The organism is Neorhizobium galegae (genome assembly GCF_017877135.1).
Classification (GTDB): Bacteria; Pseudomonadota; Alphaproteobacteria; order Rhizobiales; family Rhizobiaceae; genus Neorhizobium; species Neorhizobium galegae_A.
The window spans coordinates 491,581-514,287 of record NZ_JAGIPH010000002.1 but is presented as its reverse complement, the minus strand read 5'-3'; the positions used below and the strand labels follow the sequence as shown (position 1 = coordinate 514,287).

The window sequence follows — 22,707 nt, the reverse complement described above, 5'->3', positions numbered from 1 at the left end:
CACAGGCGTTGCTAAAAAAACACAAATGACACAATCCCCCGGCGCTGCATCTCCGCCGTGACATCGCTGCGTTGCCGCAACTGTTCCAAAACGAAACCGGCCCCGCCTGCAAAACGCTGGCGGGGCCGGTCGATGCATTTGATTCGGGGGCGGTATTATCCGGCTTCGTTGATCCGCTGGAGCGCCGTCGCAAGGCTTGCGCGCTGGACCTCGAGTTCAGCCAGGCGCTCGCGCTCGGCGGCGACGACGTCCGGATCGGCATTGGCGACGAACTTTTCGTTTCCGAGCTTCTTGCGGCCACGGTCGATATCCGCATCCACCTTGCCGAGCGCCTTTTCGATGCGGGCACGTTCCGCGCCAAGATCAATCAGGCTGCCGAGCGGCAGGCAGGCGGTTGCCTCGCCGATGACCACCTGGGCGGCACCCCGCGGAGCCTCCAGCGCAAGCGCAATGCTTTCGACGCGGGCAAGGCGCATGATGGCCGCCTCGTGGCGCTGCAGGCGACCTTCCGTCAGCGCGCTCGCTCCCACCACGATCAGCGGCGCCTTGGCGGATGGCGGCACGTTCATTTCCGAACGCGCCGAGCGCAGGCCGGTGACGAGATCGACCAGCCAGTTGATTTCGGAGGCCGCGGCGGCATCCTCAAAGCCCGGCAACGGCCAGTCGGCATGGCACAGAAGCCGATCGCGGACCGCGCCCTCTCCGGCACTGTGCGCCCAAAGCTCTTCCGTCATGAACGGCATGAAGGGGTGCAGAAGCTTGTAGGCCTCTTCCAGCACATAGGCGACGCAGCCCTGCGCTTCGGCCTTGGCGACCTCGTCCTCTCCGGAGAAGATCGGCTTCAGCAGTTCCAGATACCAGTCGCAGACCTGGTTCCACACGAAGCGGTAGAGGCTGACGGCGGCATCGTTGAAGCGCTGCGTCTCGATTGCCGTCGTGACCTCTGCCACGGTCGCCGACAGCTCGGTGAGGATCCACCGGTTGACCGTCTGGGTTGCGGCCTGCGGCAAAAAGTTCGGGTCGCGCTTGACGCCGTTCATCTCGGCAAAGCGCGTAGCGTTCCACAGCTTGGTGCCAAAGTTGCGGTAGCCGGCGATACGGGCCGGATCGAGCTTCACGTCGCGCCCCTGTGCCGCCATGATAGCCAGCGTAAAGCGCAGCGCATCGGCGCCGTATTCGTCGATGAGGTCGAGCGGATCGATGACGTTGCCCTTCGACTTCGACATCTTCTGGCCGTTCTTGTCGCGAACCAGCGCATGCACATAGACGGTGTTGAACGGCTCGACCGGGTTGCCGTCCTCGTCCTTCATGAAGTGCAGGCCCATCATCATCATGCGGGCGACCCAGAAGAAGATGATGTCGAAGCCGGTGACGAGCACGTTGGTCGGATAGTAGCGCGCAAGCTCCGGCGTCTGGTCGGGCCAGCCCAGCGTAGAGAAGGGCCAGAGCGCGGAGGAGAACCAGGTATCCAGCACGTCTTCGTCGCGCGTCAGGATGGCGCCCGGCTCGAAGTTTTCGAGCTTTTCCTGCACCCAGGCCTTCCACGGCCCTTCATGCGCCAGATAATGCTGGATGGCTGCGTCGAGCGCCTCTTCCTCGGTCTTTTCAACAAAGACCTGACCATCCGGACCATACCAGGCCGGGATCTGGTGACCCCACCAGAGCTGGCGGGAAATGCACCAGGGCTGGATGTTTTCCATCCATTCGAAATAGGTCTTGTCCCAGTTCTTCGGCACGAACTTGGTGCGGCCTTCGCGCACGGAGGCGATTGCGGGTTCGGCCAGCGTCTTGGCATCGACAAACCACTGGTCGGTCAGCATCGGCTCGATGACGACGTTGGAGCGGTCGCCGAAGGGCTGCATGATCTTCTTGTTCTCGACGTAAGGCACGTCATTGCCTTCGGCGTCCTTGACGGTGACCGCCAAGCCTTCCGCATTGATGGTATCGACGATGCGCTTGCGTGCCTCGTAGCGGTCGAGACCGCGGTACTCTTCCGGAACGAGGTTGATGTCATCGACCTCGGTTTCTGAGGGCACTTCGCCGCTTCTGGTGATGGCCAGCGCCTGGGCCGCGCAGACCGCATAGGGCTCGCCATCAGCGCGCATCTGCGCCTGCCCGTCCATGAGCCTGTAGAGCGGAATGTCGTTGCGCTTGGCGACCTGATAGTCGTTGAAATCATGCGCGCCGGTGATTTTCACCGCACCCGAACCGAAGGTCGGATCGGGATATTCGTCGGTGATGATCGGGATCAGGCGGCGCTGCGCCTTCGGACCGACCGGGATCTCGCAAAGCTTGCCGACGATGGCCGCGTAGCGTTCGTCGGACGGATGGACGGCAACGGCGCCGTCGCCCAGCATGGTTTCAGGCCGGGTCGTCGCAATCGAGATATAGTTGCGCTCTTCCTGCAGCGTGACGTTGCCGTCCGCGTCCTTCTCCACATAGGTATAGGTTTCGCCGCCGGCCAGCAGGTATTTGAAGTGCCACATGTGGCCGTCGACTTCGCGGTTTTCCACCTCGATGTCGGAGATCGCCGTCTCGAACTGCGGGTCCCAGTTGACCAGCCGCTTGCCGCGATAGATCAGGCCCTGCTTGTAGAGCGTGACGAACACTTCCAGAACCGCCTTCGACAGGCCCTCGTCCATGGTGAAGCGCTCGCGCGACCAGTCACAGGAGGCGCCGAGGCGCTTCAGCTGGTTGAAGATCAGGCCGCCCGATTCGCCCTTCCACTCCCAGACCTTGTCGATGAAGGCCTCGCGGCCCATCGCACGACGGCCGGGAAGCTGGGCTTCCATCAGCTTGCGCTCGACCACCATCTGCGTGGCGATGCCGGCATGGTCCATGCCGGGCTGCCACAGCACGTCCTTGCCGCGCATGCGCTCGAAGCGGATCATGATATCCTGCAGCGTGTTGTTCAGCGCATGGCCCATGTGCAGCGAGCCCGTCACGTTCGGTGGCGGGATGACGATGGTGAAGGTTTCGGCGTCCGGCTTTGCATTGGCGCCGGCGCGAAAGGCATTGGCCTCGTCCCATGCGGCTGCGATTTTCGGTTCGACGGCGGCGGAATCATAGGTTTTTTCGAGCATTTTCCGACCAGATTTTCGAGTTCTCGTGGCTTGGGTGTAAACAGGACTGGCAAAACCAAGTCAATAAAAAAGGCCGCTTCGAAAAGCGGCCCCTCAAAGGCACTCTGCCCTTCGGCAGGTGTGCGATCAGCGGCGCGGGCCGCGCGCCACCCGTTCGATTTCCTCGCGCACCAGGCGCTCCACAAGCGTGGGAAGATTGTCGTCGAGCCATTCCCGCAGCATCGGCTGCAGCAACTCACGCGCCATGTCTTCCACCGAGCGACGCTCGATACCGTTGAAGATCTCCGCCAGTTCATTGAAGGAGCGGGCGACCTGGGCGCCGGCCTCTTCCGACAACAGCATGAGGCTCGCTGCATCCTCAATTCGCGTCGGCAGCGGCGCGGGCGCGGGTTCCTCGGCGCGCGGGACAGGAGCCGGATCGAAGGCCGGGCTTTCCACGGCTGCCACTCGCAATGGCGGAACAGACGATGGCGCGACCTCTACCGGCCGTTCTGCCGGTGCGCGGACATCGGCCTCGGCACGGGCGTCGGATGACTGAGCCGCGTCCGGCGTCTTTTGGCCGGACGCCGGGCGTTGCGCAATCGGCTCCGGCACGCGGCCTGCGGCGGCGCGAACCCGGGCTGCGACATCGGCCAGCGACAGGCTGCGCTCGGCCGGACGCTCTGCAGCAACAGGCTGCTCCGATGCCGATGACGCCGCACCGCTCACGGACGATTGCGATTCGGCGGCAAAGCGCTGGCGTGCCGCCGCATCGAGCGGCGGGCGAAGCGGCGCCGGCTCGGCATAGACTTGCGAAAACGGCAGTCCCGGATCGTTTGCCGCCCTCTGCGGGATGAAGGATGTGTCCATCTCGTCGGACAGTTCGCCCCCCTCCTCGTCCTCATCGAAAGAGGCGGTGTTGGCGGGTGCTGCAGCCTGTGGACGGCTCAACGCCTGACCTTCGCCGACCGGATCATTGCTCTCGATGATCCGGCGGATCGAGGCCAGGATTTCTTCCATGGAAGGTTCGCGCGCGACACTTGGCTGAGCCATCTTTATCCCCGATTTCGTGATCAGCAGCCATTGTCCGGATGACCCCGGTCAACACGCCGGGCAAACAAGGTGCCGAATCAAAGATCAGTGTACGCGATGCGGGTGCACTCTCACAATTGCCCGGCCCGGTCACGCCCTTGCGATGCACAGCTTTCTCGGCGCGTCCAAGCAATCGGCCCGAAAACCGTGACGGTTTTCGGGCCGATATGTCCTGAAACAGGAGAAGCTCTCACGCCCTGCCCGCGCGACGGGCAGGCAGGCGCAGGTCAGAAAACGAATTCTTTTGCCTTGCGGAAGCCCGGCAGCGGCTTCACCGACGTGTTGAAGAAGGCGCTTTCGGAGACCACGCCATTTTCCTTGCGGAACACCCGCGCGGTCGACGCATTGCCGTAGCCGACCACCGTCACCAGACGGCCGCCATCGCGCAGCTGCTGAAAGACCGGCTCGCTCACCTGCTCGACGGCGCCGTTGATGAAGATCAGGTCATAGGGCGCTTCGGCCGCATAGCCGGCTTCCATGTTGCCCGTGACGACGACGGCATTGTCGCAGCCGAGCGTGGCAAGCGTTTCGGTTGCCTTGGTGGCGAGCCCCGCATCGCTTTCGACGGCAACGACGGCGCTTGCGATGTTGGAGAACAGCGCGGTCGCATAACCGGAGCCACAGCCGATTTCCAGCACCACGTCGTCCTTGGTGACGGCGGCCAGTTGCAGAAGCTTGGCGAGAGGCGAAGCCTCCATCAGATAACGGCCGGGCGCCACTTCGATATCATTGTCGATATAAGCGAGCGCCTTCATCTTTTCCGGCACGAAAGCTTCGCGCGGCACCGTCAGAAAGGCCCGCAGCACGGAATGGGAGGTGACATCGGTGGTGCGCACCTGATTGTCGACCATCTTGATACGTGCTGCTTCGAAATCCATCATTGTCGTTCGCCCCGTAAAAGCGCTCGTGAAAACGTTTGTGTGGTCTTCTCATTACTGGGGGCCGGGTCGGCTTTCAAGACCGCTCAGCAAGCGCCCCGCCAAAAAGCACGCCCGCGCCCGCAAAACCACGGAACATTCCAGGGAGCGCACCGTTGGCCCTTCAGAGAAGCCTTAAAAAAGGGAGACGACCATGCCGACAAACCTGCCTGATCCCAATCCCGCCGAAGGCCCGCGCGGCCCAACCCCTGTTCCCGGTGTGCCCGACCGCACCCAGGAAAAGCCGCCGCTCACGCCGGCGCAGGATCCGGGAGACAACAAGAACCCCAATGATCCGACGCTCGATCCCACGCTTGAGCCGGCGCTGATGCCGATCGGCGATCCCGCCAGCATGGCCTAAGCGGCGCCCCATCTTAAACGATCAGAAGGCCGTCTTTTGCGCGAGCAGGAGGCGGCCGTTTTCATGCGGAAAACGCGCGACGCATGTGCACCGGGGAAAACAATCGGCTGAAGATAAAAGGAAGGTTGGAGGCCTCGCCCGGAATCGAACCGGGGTGCAAGGATTTGCAGTCCTCTGCGTAACCACTCCGCCACGAGGCCAACCAGGTATTAAAAGCGTGTGGTGACGGGCGTTTAGAACGGATCTCAAAACTGTGCAAGTCCTTTCCGACGCGCGACACGGATTTTTCCCAAGCCCCGGTGGAAAGATCGATGCTCCGCCTGCCGCCTTTGCAAAAGGCGCACCGAGCCGCGGCCACCGCTTGAAACCTCCGCGGCCGCCCCCCCCGTCACAGTCTGTTCAAGAATTCCCTCTGTTGCGGCGAAAATGGTGACTTCGAGAACCGGAGCGGAGCGTACTTAGAAGTACGTGAGCACCGGACAATCAGAAATCGCCATTTGAAGCCCGCCGGAGGGAATTATGGGACGGTCTGTCAGACGGCCACCGGCGCCTCGACCGCCGGATGCGGATCATAGCCGGTCACCTCGAAATCCTCGATCCTGTAGCCATCGATGCTGTCCGGCTTGCGCAGGAGCCGAAGCTTCGGGAACGGGCGCGGTTCGCGCTTCAGGATCGTTTCGGCAAGCTCGATGTGGTTGAGGTAAAGGTGGACGTCTCCGCCGACCCAGATCAGTTCGTCCGGCACCATGTCCACCTGTTGCGCCACCATGGCCAGAAGGGCGGCCTGCTGGCAGACATTGAACGGATTTCCGAGACCCAGATCATTCGACCGGACGCCGACCATCAGCGAGAGCTTTGCCGGCGACTGTGCATCATCATCCATGCCGCGCACGAAAAACTGGTAGAAGTTGTGGCAGGGATTGAGCGCCATTTGGCTGAGATCCGCCACGTTCCAGGCATGAAACAGCATGCGGCGGCTGGTGGGATTGCTGCGCAGCGTCTCGATCACGGTTGCGATCTGGTCATGCTCGCGGCCGTCCGGCCCCAGCCAGCGGCGCCACTGCTTGCCATAGACCGGGCCGAGATCGCCCCAGGCCAGTGCAAATTCCTCGTCAGCGAGCACCCTCGCCTCAAAATCTTCCTGGGAGATGTCCAGGCCAGTTTCCTTGCGATACTTGGCGAGCGGCCAGTCGGTCCAGATGCGCACATTTTCCTGCAGCAGCGAGCGGATATTCGTCTGGCCGGTCAGGAACCAGAGCATCTCCTTGACCGCCGTCTTCCAGTAGACGCGCTTGGTCGTATAAACCGGAAACGTGCCATCCGACATGTCGAAGCGCATCATTGCGCCGAAGGAGGCAAGCGTGCCGACGCCGGTGCGATCGATGCGCTTGTCGCCCTTGGTGAGAACCTGCTCGACGATATCGAGATACTGGTATTCCGGATGGCGCGCCATGACGATTCCCTGATTCTTCTGCGCGGGCATGCTGTATGCGCGCAAAACCGGCGGATGGGCCAGGCCCCCGCCTCAAACGGCCGGGATCATAGGGCAAGCATGTCTGGATAGACAGACCCGACCAACGCAGTTTCCCCACCATTCCGCAGGCGCCAGGCGGGGCCGGTGGACAAGGAACCGCGCCGACCACCGGTTCAGCCACCTACCGTGCAAGCGCCCTCACCCGCCGAAACACGTTGAAAACAAAAGCGGAGGCCCCCTTTTCAGCGCGCCATAAAACACCTATATCACTCGTGCCGGGGCTTGCTCCGGCTATGGCAATAAACTGTCGGTGTAATAAACCTATTGGACCCGGGGGCGGTACCCGGCGCCTCCACCAAAAACCGGCGGCCTCAAAGACAGGCCGGCTTTTGATGGGGGCGAAATAGGATCGACAAGGGCGTAAAGATCGAACTTTTGCTCGGCATGATACCGCCGTTATCGGGTCACAAGTGTAGTTGCAAACGACAACAACGCTAAGGGTTATGCTCTCGCTGCCTAATGGCGGTGCGGGAAATCCGAACCAAGTCCTCTAGGTTAGCCCCTTGAGGCGGGGTCCGAAGGCACCTGGCAACAGAAGCCTTCACTTTTCCAATTTGCCAGTTTTTCGCTATGATCGTCACGAACCACGCCTCGGGACTTCCGTGCGGGCCGCACCTGTCTTATAACGGGTGAGGCAAATCGCCGGAACAAGACGAACTTGATTGGAAGAAGGCACCTATGGGGCAGGATCACATCCGTTACGACATTCTGGCGCAGGACGCATTGCGTGGCGTCATCCGTAAGGTTTTGACCGAGGTGGCCGCAACCGGCCGGCTTCCGGGTGATCATCATTTCTTCATCACCTTCCTCACCGGGGCACCGGGCGTGCGCATCTCGCAGCATCTGAAGACCAAGTATGTCGAGCAGATGACGATCGTCGTGCAGCACCAGTTCTGGGACCTGAAGGTGACCGATACGCAGTTTGAAATCGGCCTGTCCTTTTCCGATACGCCGGAACGCCTGGTCATTCCGTTCAACGCCATCCGCGGCTTCTACGATCCTTCAGTCAACTTCGAGCTGGAATTCGAGGTGCCGCTGGTCGAGGAGGACGAAACCTCTGCGGAAATCACCGCCTATCCCGTGGATGCGGTCGCAAAGCCTGCCGGCGATGGCGAGCAGAGCGGCGGCGAGGAAAAGAAGCCCGCTTCGGTCGTCTCGCTCGATTCCTTCCGCAAGAAGCAGTAACCGGCGTTTTTAAAGAGGACGTCATGAGCGCGGACATCGTCAATCTTCGACAGTTTCGAAAGACGAAGGCGCGCTCCGAGAAAGAGCGTCAGGCGGAACAGAATCGCCTGACCTTCGGCCGCACCAAGGCCGAGAAGAACCTGACCCGGGCGCTGAACGACAAGGCTGCGAAAAACCTTGAGCAAGGGCGGATCGAGGACAAGCCTACGGACGACACGGGCGAAGACTGACGCCGAAAGATCCTGATAGATCAACGACTTGCGAAAACCTGCAGACTCAACTTCAAAACCTCTTCTACCGATTGATCAGGGCAGGCCCGCGTGATCCGCAAACACTCCGCCACGCTGCACGGTCACCGCACCAGCTTTTCGCTGGAGGCTGAATTCTTTGACGACTTGAAATCCATTGCCAATGCACGCGGCTTAAGCCTTGCCGCGCTGATCGCCGAAGTCGACGACGCCCGATCACCCGACAGCAATCTCTCCTCGGCCCTCAGGCTTTATGTGCTGGGCTGGGTGAAGGCGCATGGTGCGCCCGTGGAAACGCGCAGAACCTGAGCAGCAGACATCGGCGTCGCCTTGCGCAGCGTGAACGGTTTGCTGGCCCGCCTTGCGCAGAGTCAGGCGGATCCGCCTCCAGATCGCAGCTGGAAATTTTTCGCTATTTGCTACTCCCTGCCCATGTCCGACAGGGCAATGGTTCCCGACCTTACCGGAACGGCGGCGGCTGCATCTGCATGTCGAAGAGTGGCGGCTGTTGCTGGCGCTGCTGTTCCGCCTCGCGGCGCAGCTTCTGTTCTTCGTCAAGGCGGGCCCGTTCCTCGGCCGCGGCCTTTTCGCGGGCCAGCCGACGCTCCTCTTCGCGCGCGGTATAGAGCACCACCTCGCGGCGAAGGCGCTGTTTTTCGAGCACGCTTGCCTGCAGCGTTTCCACCCGGCGGCGCTCCCGCTCGAAGGCGCGCATGGAGAGGAAGTTGGTCATCGCCTCCACCTCGATGGTTTCCTGAGGGGCGCGCACATCGCCATCATAACGTAGCGTCAGCGCGGGCTCAGCTCCGGCAAGCGCCTCATCGCCGGGATCGAAGGTGAGGCCCAGCTCGCCCGCCAGACCGCCGTCGGCAAGGTCCATGCGAAGCTCCCCGGCAAGCGAGGCGCTGCCGGCCCGCGCTGTAATATTCTGCGCCCGCCACTCACCGCCGGTGATGGTGAAAGGCACCTCGACGGCGCCGATCTCGGCGCGTCCCGCATGGATGCGGCGCCGCACCAGCGGCTGAACCTTGGCGGCCGTCACCTCGCCGTCGATGCGGTCGGCGTCGGCCAGCAAGCCCGGCAGCATCGACGCGTTGAGCGCCGGCAAAGCGACATCCTTGACTTTGATCGTGCCCGAGCCGCTCGCGGCAGACAGAAGATCCGCCGGGCTCTTGGCGGTTGCCTCGGCCGCGAGTTCCGCGCTCAGCCGGCCGGTCGCCACCGGCTGGCCACCGCTTTGCCAAAGCATGCCACCGAGATCCGCTCCCTCCACCTTGAGACGGGTCTGGAAGAGGCCAACCCCACCGCTATGCGACATAGAGAGGCGCCCTGAAAGACGGCCGCTCTTCCAGCCGCCGCTTGCATCATCCAGCGCCACACCGCCTGCCTTGCTGGTCAGCCGTCCGGCAAAACCGTCGATCGGGCCAAAGCCCAGCGTCCCCAGCGTGCGCGCCTTCAGATCGAGCGTCACATCCCAGCCGGCAAAAATCGGCAGGGCAAATTCCTTTTGCGATACAGCACCGGTTTTTGCGTCGGTGAGCGGCCCATAGACGGTTTCGGCAAGCCAGCCGAGATCGACGCTGCCCAGCGACATGGCCCCGGTCACCGTCGGCACCGGTGCCGCGCGGGCAAGCGTCAACTTCCCGTCGACCGGGTTTCCGCCAAGCGTACCGGTAAGGCCGGCGATGCCGATTTCGCTGCCGCTGACGGCAATGTTCGCCTTCAGGTCTGCGGCAAGCCCCATCCCGAATTGCGGAAGGCCGATGCCGAAGGTCAGAAGCGTCGGCTCCAGATCCGCGCTTTTCAGCGAAACGCCAAACGATCCTTCGCCGAATGTCTCGGCGTGCAGCGCGAGGCTCCCCTCTGCCGAAAGGGCGGTTCGGTCTGTCTGGTAGGAAAGCTTGGCGGTGGCCGGCGCCTCGCCATGCGTCTCTACGCCAAGGGTCAGGCGCGCGTCCGCATCGCCCTCGAAGGGTAGCGTCTCAAAGCCGGCCTGGCCGAGCAACGTCGCGGCCTGCGGATTGGAAAACACGGCGTCCAGCTTCAGGTCGGTGGCAGCCGTCAGGTCAAACAGGTTGGGCAACGCCAGTTGCGCATCCACCTTCGTCCCATTGCTGTTGCCGGCGACATGGGCGGAGACCCCGTTTGCCAGTGTCACATCGGCCGTCAGGTTCGTATCGGCATACCAGGAGGCGCTGCGCGACAGCTGCTCCAGTGCCGGGTGGCGCGGCAACTGCTCGCGCAGCATGGCAACAAACGGGCCGGGATCGAAGGCGCTGAAGGTCAGCTGGCCCTTACCGGTATAGTCCAGAAAAGAGCCTTCCGCCCTGCCCTTGGCCGCAAGCTTTGCCCCGGCAATATCGCCGACCGTCAACCGCTCAAGGGAAAGCGCACCATCGCCCAGCGTGAAGGCGGTATCGACATCGTTGGCGGCAATGCCGAAGGCCGTCAGCCGCCCGGCCTTCAGATGCGCCGACAGGCGATGATCAAGAACCTGTTCCCCCGCATCGCCGCCGGTGAGCAGCGAGGCCAGCGCCCGCAGCGCATCGAAATCGATCTCGTTTCCGGCCAGATCCATGGCGAGATCCGGCACGCCATCGCCCGGCGACTTGCGCTCGACGCGGCCCTTGAGGATCGCAGGCCCTACCGACAATTCCAGCCCCTCGAACCGCTGCAGTTCGGGCGTCAGGGCAACCTCAGCCGAAAAACCCGCGGTCTTCAGCTGGCGAATGGCCGGATCCACCAGCCCCTTCAGCCAGTCGGCAAGGCCGGAAGGCTGGTTTGAGGCAAGCAGCATCGTGCCGGTAAAGGAAGGGCCACCGAGAAGCTTCAGCGCGCCTTGCGCTTCCACCCGCGTTCGCCCGGGCAGGATGGCAACCGCATTGTCGACATTCCAGCCGGTGCCGGCCGGGCGCATGTTGAGCTCCACATCGCGCACCGTCGTGCCGTCGGCAACGATCGCCGGCAGGCGAATCGTGGCACGGCCCGGCACCTGCGGCACCGGTATTCTCGCCGCCATCTCGACAAGCGCATTCAGCCGCCGCTGTGCCGACGCATGCGGATCGCGCGCGGTCTTGCCGTTCACCAGTTCGCCCGTCAGGCGGTTCACATCCACCTGCTGCCCATCGGCCGTCAGCAGGAATTCCGGCTTGTCGCCGGTGTCGAGGGTGGCTTCGCCCGTCACCACGTAAGGATTGTCCAGCGCCCCGACCTCGACCCGGTATTCAGGAATGCGGATGCGCTCATTGGTCAGTTCGAACTTGCCCTTGGTGCGCGGCGGTGGCGGCGGCTTGATGCCCTTGGGAACGACAGGTTCTACCGGCGCATCGAGGAAGACCATGGAAAAGGCGCCCTTGTAGTCGGGCTTTCCGGCCGCAACCGCAAGCGCACCATCCAGCTGCACTTCCACGGGTTGAATGTCGGGACGCACCTTCATGCGCAGGGGCACGGTGCCGGTCGCGGCATCCGGTGCGCCGCTCGAAAGCGAAAACTGCGCCTCTTCGCCATCAAGCGTCGCATTGCCATCGGCGCGCCAGGGACCGGCAAGCGAGGTGGCCGACATTTTGGCGGAAAGCCCGGTCAGGTGGCGCGTGCGGCCGGTGCCGTCATCGATGAATTCGATCTGGCCGCCTTCGATATGGACATCTTCCAGCACGACATTGCGAGCCGGGATGTCGGGCTGGCCGCCGCGCGTCCAGTCGAGACGGCCGTCCTTCAGCAGACGGATGCGGGCCTTCGGGTGCTCCAGGCGCATGTCGAAAATGCGTGCTTCGCCGGAGAGGAAGGGCGCAAGCTCCATATCCATCGAGAAGCGCTCGACCTGGACCAGCGGCGAACCATCCAGATCCTGCCCCACGCGCACATCATGCAGGGTGACGGAGGGAAAGGGCAGGATGCGGGCATCGACCGCACCGTGAACAGAAACCTTCTTGCCCAGGATATGGCTTGCCTGTTCCTCGAAGCCCCGCCGAAAATTCGACCAGTCGACAAAAAACGGCGCCAGCAAGGCCGTAAACAGCGCGATGACCACAAGGCCACCGAGCAACAGCATTATCCGTCCGAGCACCTGTTCATTCTCCTGAGAGCGCCGCCCGACCCGACAGATCCGCCGGCCGCTCTAACATTTTGAACTGTTTCGCAATTGTCCTGCGCCGGCCAAAACCCTGCCTCACCACAGGGTTTATCCTTCGCAGATGCACTCTAGCGCATAACCCCATGCGGTTTAAGGACAAAATTCCCAAGCACCCAGAGGAGTTTAGCGGCAAGCATCAGACGCCGGGGCGCAGGATCTTGCCGGGGTTGAAGATATCGTATGGATCAAGCCCGTGCTTGATCGCCCGCATCAGCGGAAGCGCCGAGCCCGCCTCCTGCTCGAGGAACGTCATCTTGCCCTGGCCGATGCCGTGCTCGCCGGTGCAGGTGCCGCCCATCGAGAGGGCCCGACGGTTCAGCCGTTCCACGAAGGCTTCGGTGCGCGCCACAGCCTCGGCATCCTTGTCGTCGAACAGGATAAGCACGTGGAAATTGCCGTCGCCGGCATGGCCGACGATCGGTGCCAGATAGCCGTGCTCAACGATATCGGCATGGGTTTCGGCCACGCATTCCGCCAGGCGGGAGATCGGTACGCAGACATCGGTGGAGAGGCCTGCCAGATGCGGGGCAAGCGCGCGCGACGCCCAATAGGCATCATGACGGGCTTTCCACAGCTTTGCCCGCTGCTGGGCATCGCCGGTCCACTGAAAATCCTCGCCGCCGCATTCGGCAGCGATCATGGCAAACTGTTCCGATTGCAGCGGCACCGTCTCTTCCGTGCCATGGAACTCCAGAAACAGCGTCGGCTTTTCCGCGTAGTTCAAACCGGAATAGGCGTTGCAGGCGCGCATCTGCACTTCATCGAGCAGTTCGATGCGGGCGACCGGAATGCCCATCTGGATGGTCATGATCACCGCGTCGCAGGCCGCCTTCACCGTCGGAAAGGCGCAGACGCCGCCGCCGATCTTTTCCGGAATGCCCTGCAGGCGAAGCGTGATCGAGGTGATGATGCCAAGCGTTCCTTCCGAGCCGACGAAAAGCCGCGTCAAATCGTAGCCCGCCGAAGATTTGCGCGCCCGCGTCCCCGTGGTGATTTCCTCGCCATCGGCCGTCACGACGGTCAGGGACAGGACATTGTCCTTCATCGTGCCGTAGCGCACCGCATTGGTGCCGGAGGCGCGGGTGGCCGTCATGCCGCCGATCGAGGCATTGGCACCGGGATCGATCGGAAAGAACAGGCCGGTATCGCGCAGATAGGTATTCAGCGCCTCGCGCGTCACACCCGGCTCCACCGTCACGTCCAGATCCTCCGGCGAAACGCGCAGCACCTTGTCCATGCGGCTGGTATCGAGCGAAATGCCGCCGCGCGGTGCATTCACCTGCCCTTCCAGCGACGAACCGGTGCCAAAGGCAATGAGGGGTACATGATGGGCAGCGCACGCCTTCACCACCGTCTTCACATCCTCGACCGATTCGGCAAAGACGACGCCATCGGGCAGCTGCGACGGCAGATAGGTGGTGGTGTGCGCATGCTGCTCGCGAAAGGCCTGGCCGGTCTGCAGCCGGTCGCCCAGGCTCTGCTTCAGAATTGCAAGAACAGCCGCGATGCCCTCTTCATTGCGTGGGCCGGCCTGCGCGTCTCTCATCACCATCGTCATGCCTCCAGATCGGGCAACACACGCCCGTCATGCTCTGTAACGCTTGGTACGGGAGCCGGTCGTGGTTGTCCATATCGATGAGTGACACGTTTGCAGGATGTCCTGCGCGCCCAGCACATGCGCGCAGGAAACGGGCGGCTGACAGCGTCACTCCGCCGCCAGCAGCGGCTTTTCCTGCGCATTGGCCGCCCCTTTGTGCGCCCGCTCCAGTTCCTCGTGCAAGCGCTCTTCCTCATGGGCATGGGGCTTTGCGAAGCGGGCAATCAGCAGGTAGGCGACCGGCGTCACATAGAGCGTCACAAGCGTTGCAAGCCCGAGCCCGCCGACGATGACCCAGCCGAGCGCCACGCGCGCTTCGGCACCGGCACCGGCCGCCAGAACCAGCGGCACGCCGCCGAGAATGGTCGCGATCATCGTCATCATCACGGGGCGAAGGCGCAAGCGGCAGGCTTCCTCGATCGCCTGGCGCACAGCGATCCCCTGATCCCGCAGCTGGTTGGCAAACTCCACGATGAGAATACCGTTCTTCGCCATGACGCCGACCAGAAGCACGAGGCCGATCTGGCTATAGACGTTGAGCGACGATCCGGTGAGGACCAGGGCAAACACCGCGCAGGCAAGCCCGAGCGGCACCGTCGTCATGATGATCAGCGCCGACAGCACGCTTTCGAACTGTGCAGCCAGCACCAGGAAGATGATGGCGATGGCAAAGCCGAAGGTGATGGCCATGCCGTTGGCGTTTTCGCCGAGCGTCTTTGCCTCCGCCAAGGGCATCAGGCGAGAGCCTTTGGGCAGGAGGGGCTGGGCAAGCGTCGTCACCTCTTGGAGGGCCGCGCCGAGCGAGACGCCATCGCCAAGGCTTGCCGAGAGCGATACGGAAGCAAGCTGCTGCTCGCGGTTGAGGCGCGGCGAAACGGCGCCTTCCTTCAGGCTGGCAATGGTCGACATCGGCACGACCTTGCCGTCCCCGGTGCGCAGGAACACGTTTTCCAGATCGGTCGGATCGTTGATCGGTTGCATGGAGGACACGAGCTTCACCGGCAGCGCCTCGCCATCGACAAAGACGTCGACGATGGAGCGGCCTTCCAGCAGCGCCTGCATGGAGGTGGATAGCCCGGTAATATCGATCCCGAGATCGGACGCCCGTTCACGGTCGATGGACACGGAAAGCTGCGCCTGGGTGGGCTCGTTGTCGAGGCGCGGGGTGACGAAGGAGGAGCTTTTCTCCATGGCCTGCACCAGCTGGATGGCGGCCGCGGTCAGGCTTTGATGATCGGCACCGACCAGCGCCACCTGCAGCCCGCTGCCGGCGCCACGAATGCGCAGGCTGTTCGACTGGATCGCAAAGCCGCGCAACGCCGGCACGCGGGCGGCCGCTGCGGTAATGTCGCTCGCGATCTTGTCCTGGCTGCGGCTGCGCTCCTCCCAGGGCGCCAGCGTGATGACCATGAAACCGGTATTGGACGAGCCGCCCATGCCGGAAATGGAATAGAGGTTGCGGATATCGCCCTGATCGATCAGCGGCTTCAGGTTTTCCTCCACCCGCTGCAGCTGGTCCTGCGTATACTCCAGGCTGACACCTTGCGGCGCCGTCGCCCGCAACATGATCATGGAGCGGTCCTCGCGCGGCGTAAGTTCGCTGGTCACAAGACCGAAGGCGACATAGGCCGCGCCCATGATGACGACGCAGACGGCGATCACCACCACCGGCGCATTGAAAGAGAACTGCAGCGTGCGGGCATAGGTTGCCGCAAAGACATTGCCGAAACCGGAGAGGAGGCCCTTCGGCTCCACCATCGGTTTTGTCAGCATGCGCGAGGCAAGCATCGGGCAGAGTGTGAGCGCCGTGATCGAGGAGAGGCCGACGGCGAGCGCCAGCACGAAGCCGAACTCGCGGAACAGGCCGCCCAGCTGACCCGGCAGGAAGGACAGCGGAATGAAGACGGCGGCCAGCGTGGCGGTCGTTGCCAGAACGGCGAAGAACACTTCCTGGGTGCCGAGAATGGCTGCGGCACGCGGCCCGAGCCCCTGCGCCCGGCGCCGCACGATATTTTCCAGCACCACGATCGCATCGTCCACCACAAGGCCGGTGGCGAGCACGATGGCAAGCAGCGTCAGGATGTTGATGGAAAAGCCGACGAGATAGATCGCCGCAAGCGTGCCGATCAATGCTACCGGCATGGTCAGCGCCGGGATTAGCGTCGCGCGCCAGTCGCGCAGGAAGAGATAGAGCACGGCAACCACGATAAGGGCCGAAAGCCCGAGCGCCAGTTCCACTTCGTGCAGCGCGCCGCGAATGAAGGTTGCATCGTCGGAGGTAATGACAATCCTCGTGCCCGCGGGCATCGCCGCTTGCAGGTCGGCCACCGCTGCGGCCACGCCGGTGGAAATGTTCAGCGTATTGGACTGGGCCTGACGGATGATGCCGAGACCAACACCCTGCACGCCATTGGAGCGCAGCGTCGTGGTGCCGTCATCCGGGCCGAGCGTGACGCCTGCCACATCGCGCAGGCGGATATTGTCCTTGATCAGCACGTTTTCGAAATCGGCCGGCGTCGACAGATTGGCCGTCGCGCGCACGACGATATCCTGCGTGCGGCTGGTCAGCGATCCGGCCGGCACGTCAAGCGCGGCACTTGCCAGCGCATTTGAGACATCGGCAACCGTCAGCCCGCGGCTGGCAAGGGCAGCCTGGTTGATATCGACGCGGAAGATCTTTTCCTGGTCGCCGTAGAGCTCGACATCGGCGACACCTTCGACGGCGGCCAGCCGGTCACTGATCTCGTTGTCCACGAGCAGCGTCAGGTCTTCCATGGAGAGCGTGGACGAGGTGACGGCAAGCCGCATGATGGGCTGCGAATCGGAATCAGCCTTGACGATGCGCGGGTCGTCAGCGCTTTCCGGCAGCTGGCCGGCAACGCGGCCGATCGCATCGCGCACGTCGTTGGCCGCGACCGCCAGATCCACCGTATCGGAAAACTCCATCGTCACGCGGCTCGCGCCGAACTGCGATTCCGACGACAGCGCCTTCAGCCCGGAGACGCGCGCCACCGCCCCTTCGATCACCTGGGTCAGTTCCTGGTCGACGGTCTGCGGCGAGGCGCCGTCATAGGTGGTGCGCACGGTAATCACCGGCTGGTCGACATCGGGCAGTTCGCGCACCTCGACGCCGACAAGCGCGGCAAGGCCGGCCACCACGATCAGCGTGTTGATGACGGCGGCCAGAATGGGGCGTCTGACGAAAAGGGCAGTGAACGTCGATTTGGCGTTCTCGATCTTCAGGTCGGAATTCTCGCTCATTGACGCGCCACCTCTTCAGGCTTTTCGCCGGCGCCTTCCATGCGCACCGGCTGGCCTTCGCGCACGCGCTGCAGGCCTTCCACGACGATCCGGTCATCCGGCTTCAGATCGGCCTTGACGAGGACCGTATCGGCGTTGCGCTGAATGATGCCAACGCGCACCTTGAAGGCCTTGTTGTCGGCGATCTTCCAGACATAGGCGCCTTCGGCATCCCACTGCACGGACAGCGGATCGACGGCAGGAAATGTCTCGCCCTCGAAGCGCATGGACACTGCAAAAGACATGCCGGCCCGCAAAACGTCGGACCGGTTGTCGATGCGGGCGCGCACGCGGATCGTGCGGCTTGCGGCATCGACCCGGTTGTCGATGCTTTCGACCTTGCCGGCAAAGCTTTCGCCCGGACGGCTGATCGAACTTGCCTCGACCGCCATTCCCGGGGCAATGGCGGTGACGAACCGTTCCGGTGCCCAGAAGTCCACGAGAATTTCAGAGCGATCGTCCAGCGTCACGATGCTGGTCTGGGTGGTGACATTGTCGCCGAGATTGATGGCGACGATACCGGCGATTCCGTCGATCGGGGCAAGGATTGCCCGGCGGCGCAGGTTGAATTCGGCAGTGCTGACGGCAAGCTTTGCCGCTTCCTCGGCAATCTGCGCGTCGAGAACATCGAGCCGGGCAACCGATTGCAGGTTGCGGTAGGAACTGGATTTTTCCACGGCGCTGCGCAGCGCGACACGCGCCTTTTCAAGTTCGATCTTCTGTTCCTCGTCATCGAGACGCGCCAGCACATCGCCCTTCTTCACCGGCTTGCCGGAGGAAACCAGGATCTCGTTGATCGTACCTGCCGTCTGCGGCATGACGACGACGGACTGGATGGCCATGCCGCTGCCGATGGCGTTCAGGCGATCATTGACCTTGTCGACGACCACCGGCCGGGTCACGACCAAGGTGGCCCGCTGCCCGCCCTGTCCGCGGCCGCCCTGCCCTGCCGCAGCGCCCGCCCCGCGCGCCGGCTGCGCGCCAGCGCCTGGCGTCTTTTCCGGTCCGGCAACAGCCGGCTGCACGAGGGCGACGGCCTGTTGCGGCACGCCGATCCGCACAAGCGCATGGCCTGCATCGGGGCTTATGACCAGCCACAGACAGAGACCCGCCAACAGCAGGACAAGACTGAGGAGCAATTGCTTCCAGATGCGCATTCGGCACTCCGATGGGGGAAGACGTTTTATATCGAGCCAAAGTATCACGTTTAGCAAGATCTTACGCAATGCCGGATTGCCAACCTTGCCGAATTGTAACCTGACGTATCTTCACGGCAGCGTGATGACGAAGGCCGCCGCGTCTGGGGGCACCTCCTCTCCGCCCGCACCGCCGCTTTGCCTGCGCAAAACATAGGCGGCTGCCCGTCTTTCGCGCCGCATCTGGAATAAAAGCAGAACATGCACTATGGCCTTGTCCGGCGCAAACCACTAGATTGACCTGATGACGAACAGCTTCGACGATATTCCGTTCTTTGACGAGGAACCGGATCACGCTCCCAAAAAAGGCCGCGCGCCCGGCACGGCCGGCGCCCACCCATTGGAACCGCCCTTTCCGGACACGTCTCTGACGGGAAACCGCGCGGCACGGTCTGCCGATGATGAGGGTTTTGCGCCCGGTAGTCCCTCCACGGGCGTGCCGCCCACGGGCGTGCAGGCAGCCGGTGGCCTTGGCCTTGCCGCGCGCGCCATGGCGGCGCGCGACCAGCACCGCGCGCCCGACTATCTCTCCGGCCTCAACCCGGAACAGCGCGATGCGGTGGAAAGCATGGATGGCCCTGTCCTGGTGCTGGCCGGCGCCGGCACCGGCAAGACGCGGGTTTTGACGACGCGAATCGCCCATATCCTCGCCACCAACCGCGCCTATCCGAGCCAGATCCTGGCTGTCACCTTCACCAACAAGGCCGCGCGAGAGATGAAGGAGCGCATCGGTGTTCTGGTCGGCGGCGCCGTCGAGGGCATGCCATGGCTCGGCACGTTCCACTCGATCGGCGTCAAGATCCTGCGCCGCCATGCGGAGCTGGCCGGTCTTCGCTCCGATTTCTCCATCCTCGACACCGACGACGTCATCCGTCTCATCAAGCAGTTGATCCAGGCCGAGGGGCTGGATGACAAGCGCTGGCCGGCCCGCCAGTTCGCCGGCATGATCGACACGTGGAAGAACAAGGGCCTGACCCCGAAGGACATTTCCGAAGGGGATGCGCGCGCCTTCGCCAACGGCAAAGGCCGCGAGCTGTATGCCGCCTATCAACTCCGGCTGAAGACGCTGAACGCCTGCGATTTCGGCGACCTCCTGCTGCATCCGATCGACATTTTCCGCCGCAACCCGGATATCCTGCGCGAGTACCACCAGAAATTCCGCTATATTCTGGTGGACGAGTATCAGGACACCAACACGGCGCAGTATATGTGGCTGCGGCTTCTGGCCCAGCGCCCGAAGGACGTGCCGCAAAACGTCTGCTGCGTGGGTGACGACGACCAGTCGATCTATGGCTGGCGCGGCGCGGAAGTGGACAATATCCTGCGCTTTGAGAAGGATTTTCTCGGCGCCAAGGTCATCCGGTTGGAGCGCAACTATCGCTCGACCGAACATATTCTGGGTGCTGCCGGCCACCTGATTGCCCATAACGAAGGGCGTCTCGGCAAGACGCTATTCACCGAACGCACCGACCCCGATGACGAAAAGGTGATCGTTCACGCCGCCTGGGATTCGGAAGAGGAAGCCCGCGCCGTCGGCGAAGAGATCGAACAGCTGCAACGCACCGGCCATGCGCTGAACGACATGGCCATCCTCGTGCGCGCCTCCTTCCAGATGCGCGAATTCGAAGACCGCTTTGTCACACTTGGCCTCAACTACCGCGTCATCGGCGGTCCGCGCTTTTACGAGCGGCTCGAAATCCGCGATGCCATGGCCTATTTCCGTCTCGTCTGCCAGCCGGCCGATGATCTCGCCTTCGAGCGCATCATCAATACGCCGAAGCGCGGCCTTGGCGATTCTACCGTGCGCAACCTGCATGATTATGCCCGCGCCCGCGACATACCCATGCTGTCTGCCGCAGCCGACATGATCGAGACGGATGAGCTGAAACCGAAGCCCCGCAAGGCGCTGTTCGATGTGGTTCAGAGCTTTGCCCGCTGGAGCGAGCGGCTGGAAGATACGCCGCATATCGAGCTTGCCGAACAGATCCTTGAAGAGTCGGGCTATACCGACATGTGGAAGAACGACAAATCCGCCGAAGCGCCCGGCCGTCTCGACAACCTGAAGGAACTCATCCGTTCGATGGAAGCGTTCGAGAGCATGCGCGGATTTCTCGAGCATGTCTCGCTGGTCATGGATGTCGAGCAGAACGAAAACCTCGATGCCGTCTCCATCATGACCCTGCATTCGGCCAAGGGACTGGAATTCGAAACCGTGTTCCTGCCCGGCTGGGAAGAAGGCCTGTTTCCGCACCAGCGCTCGCTGGACGAAGGTGGCCGCTCGGGGCTGGAGGAGGAACGGCGGCTGGCCTATGTCGGCATCACCCGCGCCAAGCGCCGCTGCCACATCTGGTTCGTCTCCAACCGGCGCATTCATGGCCTGTGGCAATCCACCATGCCCTCGCGCTTCCTCGACGAGCTGCCGGCAGCCCATGTCGACGTGGCTGCCGCCGATACCGGCTATGGGGGCTATGGCGGGCGTGGCGGTTATGGCCAGTCGCGCTTCGACAAGGCCGAGCCGTTCCAGAACTCCTATTCGACGCCCGGATGGAAGCGCGCCCAGGCCAACAAGACCGACGCCACCCGCGACAACTGGGGCAGCCGCTCCGGCCACGCGGTGGATCGGATCGGCTACGGCGAAAGCGGGCCGAAGGCACGCACCATCGATGGCGAACTGGTGGCAAAGTCGGTGGCCGACACACCGTCGAAGTTCAAGACCGGCGACCGCGTGTTTCACATGAAGTTCGGCAATGGCCATGTGGCCGCGATCGAAGGCAACAAGCTGACGATCGATTTCGACCGCGCGGGCCAGAAGCGGGTGCTGGATGGTTTTGTGGAGAAGGTGTGACGCCATTTCCTTTATCAAGCCGGCAACCCACCTGATCCCGTTCCGCAACGACAGGAGCCCCGCATGACCCTTGCCGCGCGCGATCTTGAAGCCCTCAGCCTCTGGCGTCGCGATCTCCATGCGATGCCGGAGGTCTCCGGCGAGGAGCATGGGACGGCGGCGGAAGTGGTGCGGTTTCTTGCCCAGACATCGCCGGACGAGATCGTCACCGGTCTTGGCGGCACCGGCGTTGTCGCCGTGTTCAACGGGGAAAAGCCCGGGCCGACCGTGATGTTCCGCGCCGAGCTGGATGGACTGCCGATTGCAGAATTGTCGCATGACCTGCCCTATCGGTCGCGAATCGACGGCAAGGGACATATGTGCGGCCATGACGGGCACATGGCAACGCTTGCCGGTCTGGCGCTTGCCCTCGCTGAGAGGCGTCCCGCCACAGGCCGGGTCGTCCTTCTCTTTCAGCCGGCCGAAGAAACCGGGGCCGGCGCCGCTGCCGTGCTGGCGGACGAGGCATTCAAGCGCCTGGCGCCCGATTATACGTTTTCACTGCACAACATGCCGGGCATCCCGCTCGGCCTGAGCTGGATCAAGCCGGGTGCGGCCAACTGCGCCTCCTGCGGGCTCAAAATCCGCCTGACGGGCAAGACCGCCCATGCCTCCATGCCGGAAACCGGCATCTCGCCGGCCAAGGCCATTGCCTCCCTCATTCCGGCGCTGACGGATCTGCGGCGCGGCACGATCGAGGGCGGGGATCTGGTGCTTTCCACCGTCACCCATGTCGCGCTCGGCGAACCGGCCTTCGGCATTGCGCCTGGCGAGGCCGAGCTTTGGGTGACGCTGCGCACGGTGAACGACGACCAGATGGCAGCGTTGCAAGAGCGCGCCGAAGCCCTTGGCCGGGGTGCCGCGGCTGAAGGCGGTCTTGCCGTCACCTTCAGCTATCACGAGGCGTTCCGCCATTGCATGAACGATGCACAGGCCGTCGACATCATCCGGCGCGCGCTCGATGGCGAAGGCCTGCCGCACGTCGAGGGCGAAACGTTGCGGGCCTCGGAGGATTTCGGGCGGTTTGCAGATGTGTCGACCTCCGCCATGTTCTTCCTTGGCGCCGGTGAGAACCACCCCGCCCTGCACAATCCGACCTATGATTTTCCCGATCAGCTGATCCCGATCGGCGCCCGCATCTTCAAGCGGATTGCCCACGATCTTCTCGGATAAACTTGCTCTTACAGTTCGGCCGCATG

14 protein-coding genes, 1 tRNA gene and 1 other RNA gene are annotated in these 22,707 nt (G+C 63.2%); 7 read left to right on the top strand and 9 right to left on the bottom strand.

Features of this window, described 5'->3' with window-relative positions:
* Positions 1–155 precede the first annotated feature (155 nt).
* The 3 genes from J2858_RS09900 to J2858_RS09890 all read right to left on the bottom strand — a co-directional run bounded on the left by J2858_RS09900 (position 156) and on the right by J2858_RS09890 (position 5,035).
* The gene (locus tag J2858_RS09900; RefSeq protein ID WP_210104621.1) at positions 156–3,083 is read right to left on the bottom strand and encodes a valine--tRNA ligase; all 2,928 of its coding nucleotides are present in this window, start codon (positions 3,081–3,083) and stop codon (positions 156–158) included.
* 126 nt (positions 3,084–3,209) lie between these two features.
* The gene (locus tag J2858_RS09895; protein ID WP_210104620.1) at positions 3,210–4,115 is read right to left on the bottom strand and encodes a PopZ family protein; all 906 of its coding nucleotides are present in this window, start codon (positions 4,113–4,115) and stop codon (positions 3,210–3,212) included.
* Positions 4,116–4,381: 266 nt separating this feature from the next.
* On the bottom strand, positions 4,382–5,035 hold the full coding sequence (locus J2858_RS09890) for a protein-L-isoaspartate O-methyltransferase family protein (RefSeq protein ID WP_210104619.1): 654 nt from the start codon (positions 5,033–5,035) through the stop codon (positions 4,382–4,384).
* Positions 5,036–5,225: 190 nt separating this feature from the next.
* Between J2858_RS09890 and J2858_RS09885 the strand changes: the two genes are divergently transcribed.
* Positions 5,226–5,432, top strand: coding sequence for a hypothetical protein (locus tag J2858_RS09885; RefSeq protein WP_210104618.1), 207 nt, complete (start codon positions 5,226–5,228; stop codon positions 5,430–5,432).
* A gap of 126 nt (positions 5,433–5,558) precedes the next feature.
* Here J2858_RS09885 and J2858_RS09880 read toward each other — a convergent pair.
* A tRNA-Cys gene (locus J2858_RS09880) sits at positions 5,559–5,632 on the bottom strand.
* A 332-nt stretch (positions 5,633–5,964) separates the two neighbouring features.
* A complete protein-coding gene (gene thyA, locus J2858_RS09875) occupies positions 5,965–6,885 on the bottom strand; it encodes a thymidylate synthase (RefSeq protein ID WP_210104617.1) in 921 nt (306 codons plus the stop codon).
* 256 nt (positions 6,886–7,141) lie between these two features.
* Here thyA and ssrA point away from each other — a divergent pair.
* From ssrA to J2858_RS09855, 4 genes are all read left to right on the top strand, one after another.
* Positions 7,142–7,512: a transfer-messenger RNA gene (gene ssrA / locus J2858_RS09870) on the top strand.
* Between the two features lie 132 nt (positions 7,513–7,644).
* On the top strand, positions 7,645–8,151 hold the full coding sequence (locus tag J2858_RS09865; RefSeq protein ID WP_210104616.1) for an SspB family protein: 507 nt from the start codon (positions 7,645–7,647) through the stop codon (positions 8,149–8,151).
* Positions 8,152–8,174: 23 nt separating this feature from the next.
* Entirely contained in the window at positions 8,175–8,381 is a 207-nt protein-coding gene (locus J2858_RS09860) for a DUF4169 family protein (RefSeq protein WP_210104615.1), read from the top strand.
* 90 nt (positions 8,382–8,471) lie between these two features.
* Positions 8,472–8,708, top strand: coding sequence for a ribbon-helix-helix domain-containing protein (locus tag J2858_RS09855; protein WP_210104614.1), 237 nt, complete (start codon positions 8,472–8,474; stop codon positions 8,706–8,708).
* Between the two features lie 151 nt (positions 8,709–8,859).
* Here the strand turns inward: J2858_RS09855 and J2858_RS09850 are convergent, their stop codons facing one another.
* The 4 genes from J2858_RS09850 to J2858_RS09835 all read right to left on the bottom strand — a co-directional run bounded on the left by J2858_RS09850 (position 8,860) and on the right by J2858_RS09835 (position 18,585).
* Complete coding sequence (locus J2858_RS09850) at positions 8,860–12,465, bottom strand: AsmA family protein (protein ID WP_210104613.1); 3,606 nt, start codon at positions 12,463–12,465, stop codon at positions 8,860–8,862.
* Positions 12,466–12,667: 202 nt separating this feature from the next.
* Positions 12,668–14,083 carry an FAD-binding oxidoreductase gene (locus J2858_RS09845; protein ID WP_210104612.1) on the bottom strand — a complete coding sequence of 472 codons (1,416 nt, stop codon included), beginning with the start codon at positions 14,081–14,083 and terminating at the stop codon, positions 12,668–12,670.
* Positions 14,084–14,236: 153 nt separating this feature from the next.
* Positions 14,237–17,389, bottom strand: a complete 3,153-nt coding sequence (locus J2858_RS09840) for an efflux RND transporter permease subunit (protein ID WP_210104611.1) — start codon at positions 17,387–17,389, stop codon at positions 14,237–14,239.
* A complete protein-coding gene (locus J2858_RS09835) occupies positions 17,386–18,585 on the bottom strand; it encodes an efflux RND transporter periplasmic adaptor subunit (protein ID WP_210104610.1) in 1,200 nt (399 codons plus the stop codon). Before J2858_RS09835 ends, J2858_RS09840 begins: the two co-directional genes overlap by 4 nt.
* A 283-nt stretch (positions 18,586–18,868) precedes the next feature.
* On the opposite strand from J2858_RS09835, the gene J2858_RS09830 reads away from it, so the two are divergent.
* Together J2858_RS09830 and J2858_RS09825 are read left to right on the top strand one after the other, a co-directional pair.
* Complete coding sequence (locus J2858_RS09830) at positions 18,869–21,469, top strand: ATP-dependent helicase (RefSeq protein WP_245365694.1); 2,601 nt, start codon at positions 18,869–18,871, stop codon at positions 21,467–21,469.
* Positions 21,470–21,532: 63 nt separating this feature from the next.
* Positions 21,533–22,681 (top strand): amidohydrolase, encoded by a 1,149-nt coding sequence (locus tag J2858_RS09825; protein ID WP_210104609.1) that lies wholly within the window; start codon positions 21,533–21,535, stop codon positions 22,679–22,681.
* Positions 22,682–22,707: the final 26 nt, after the last annotated feature.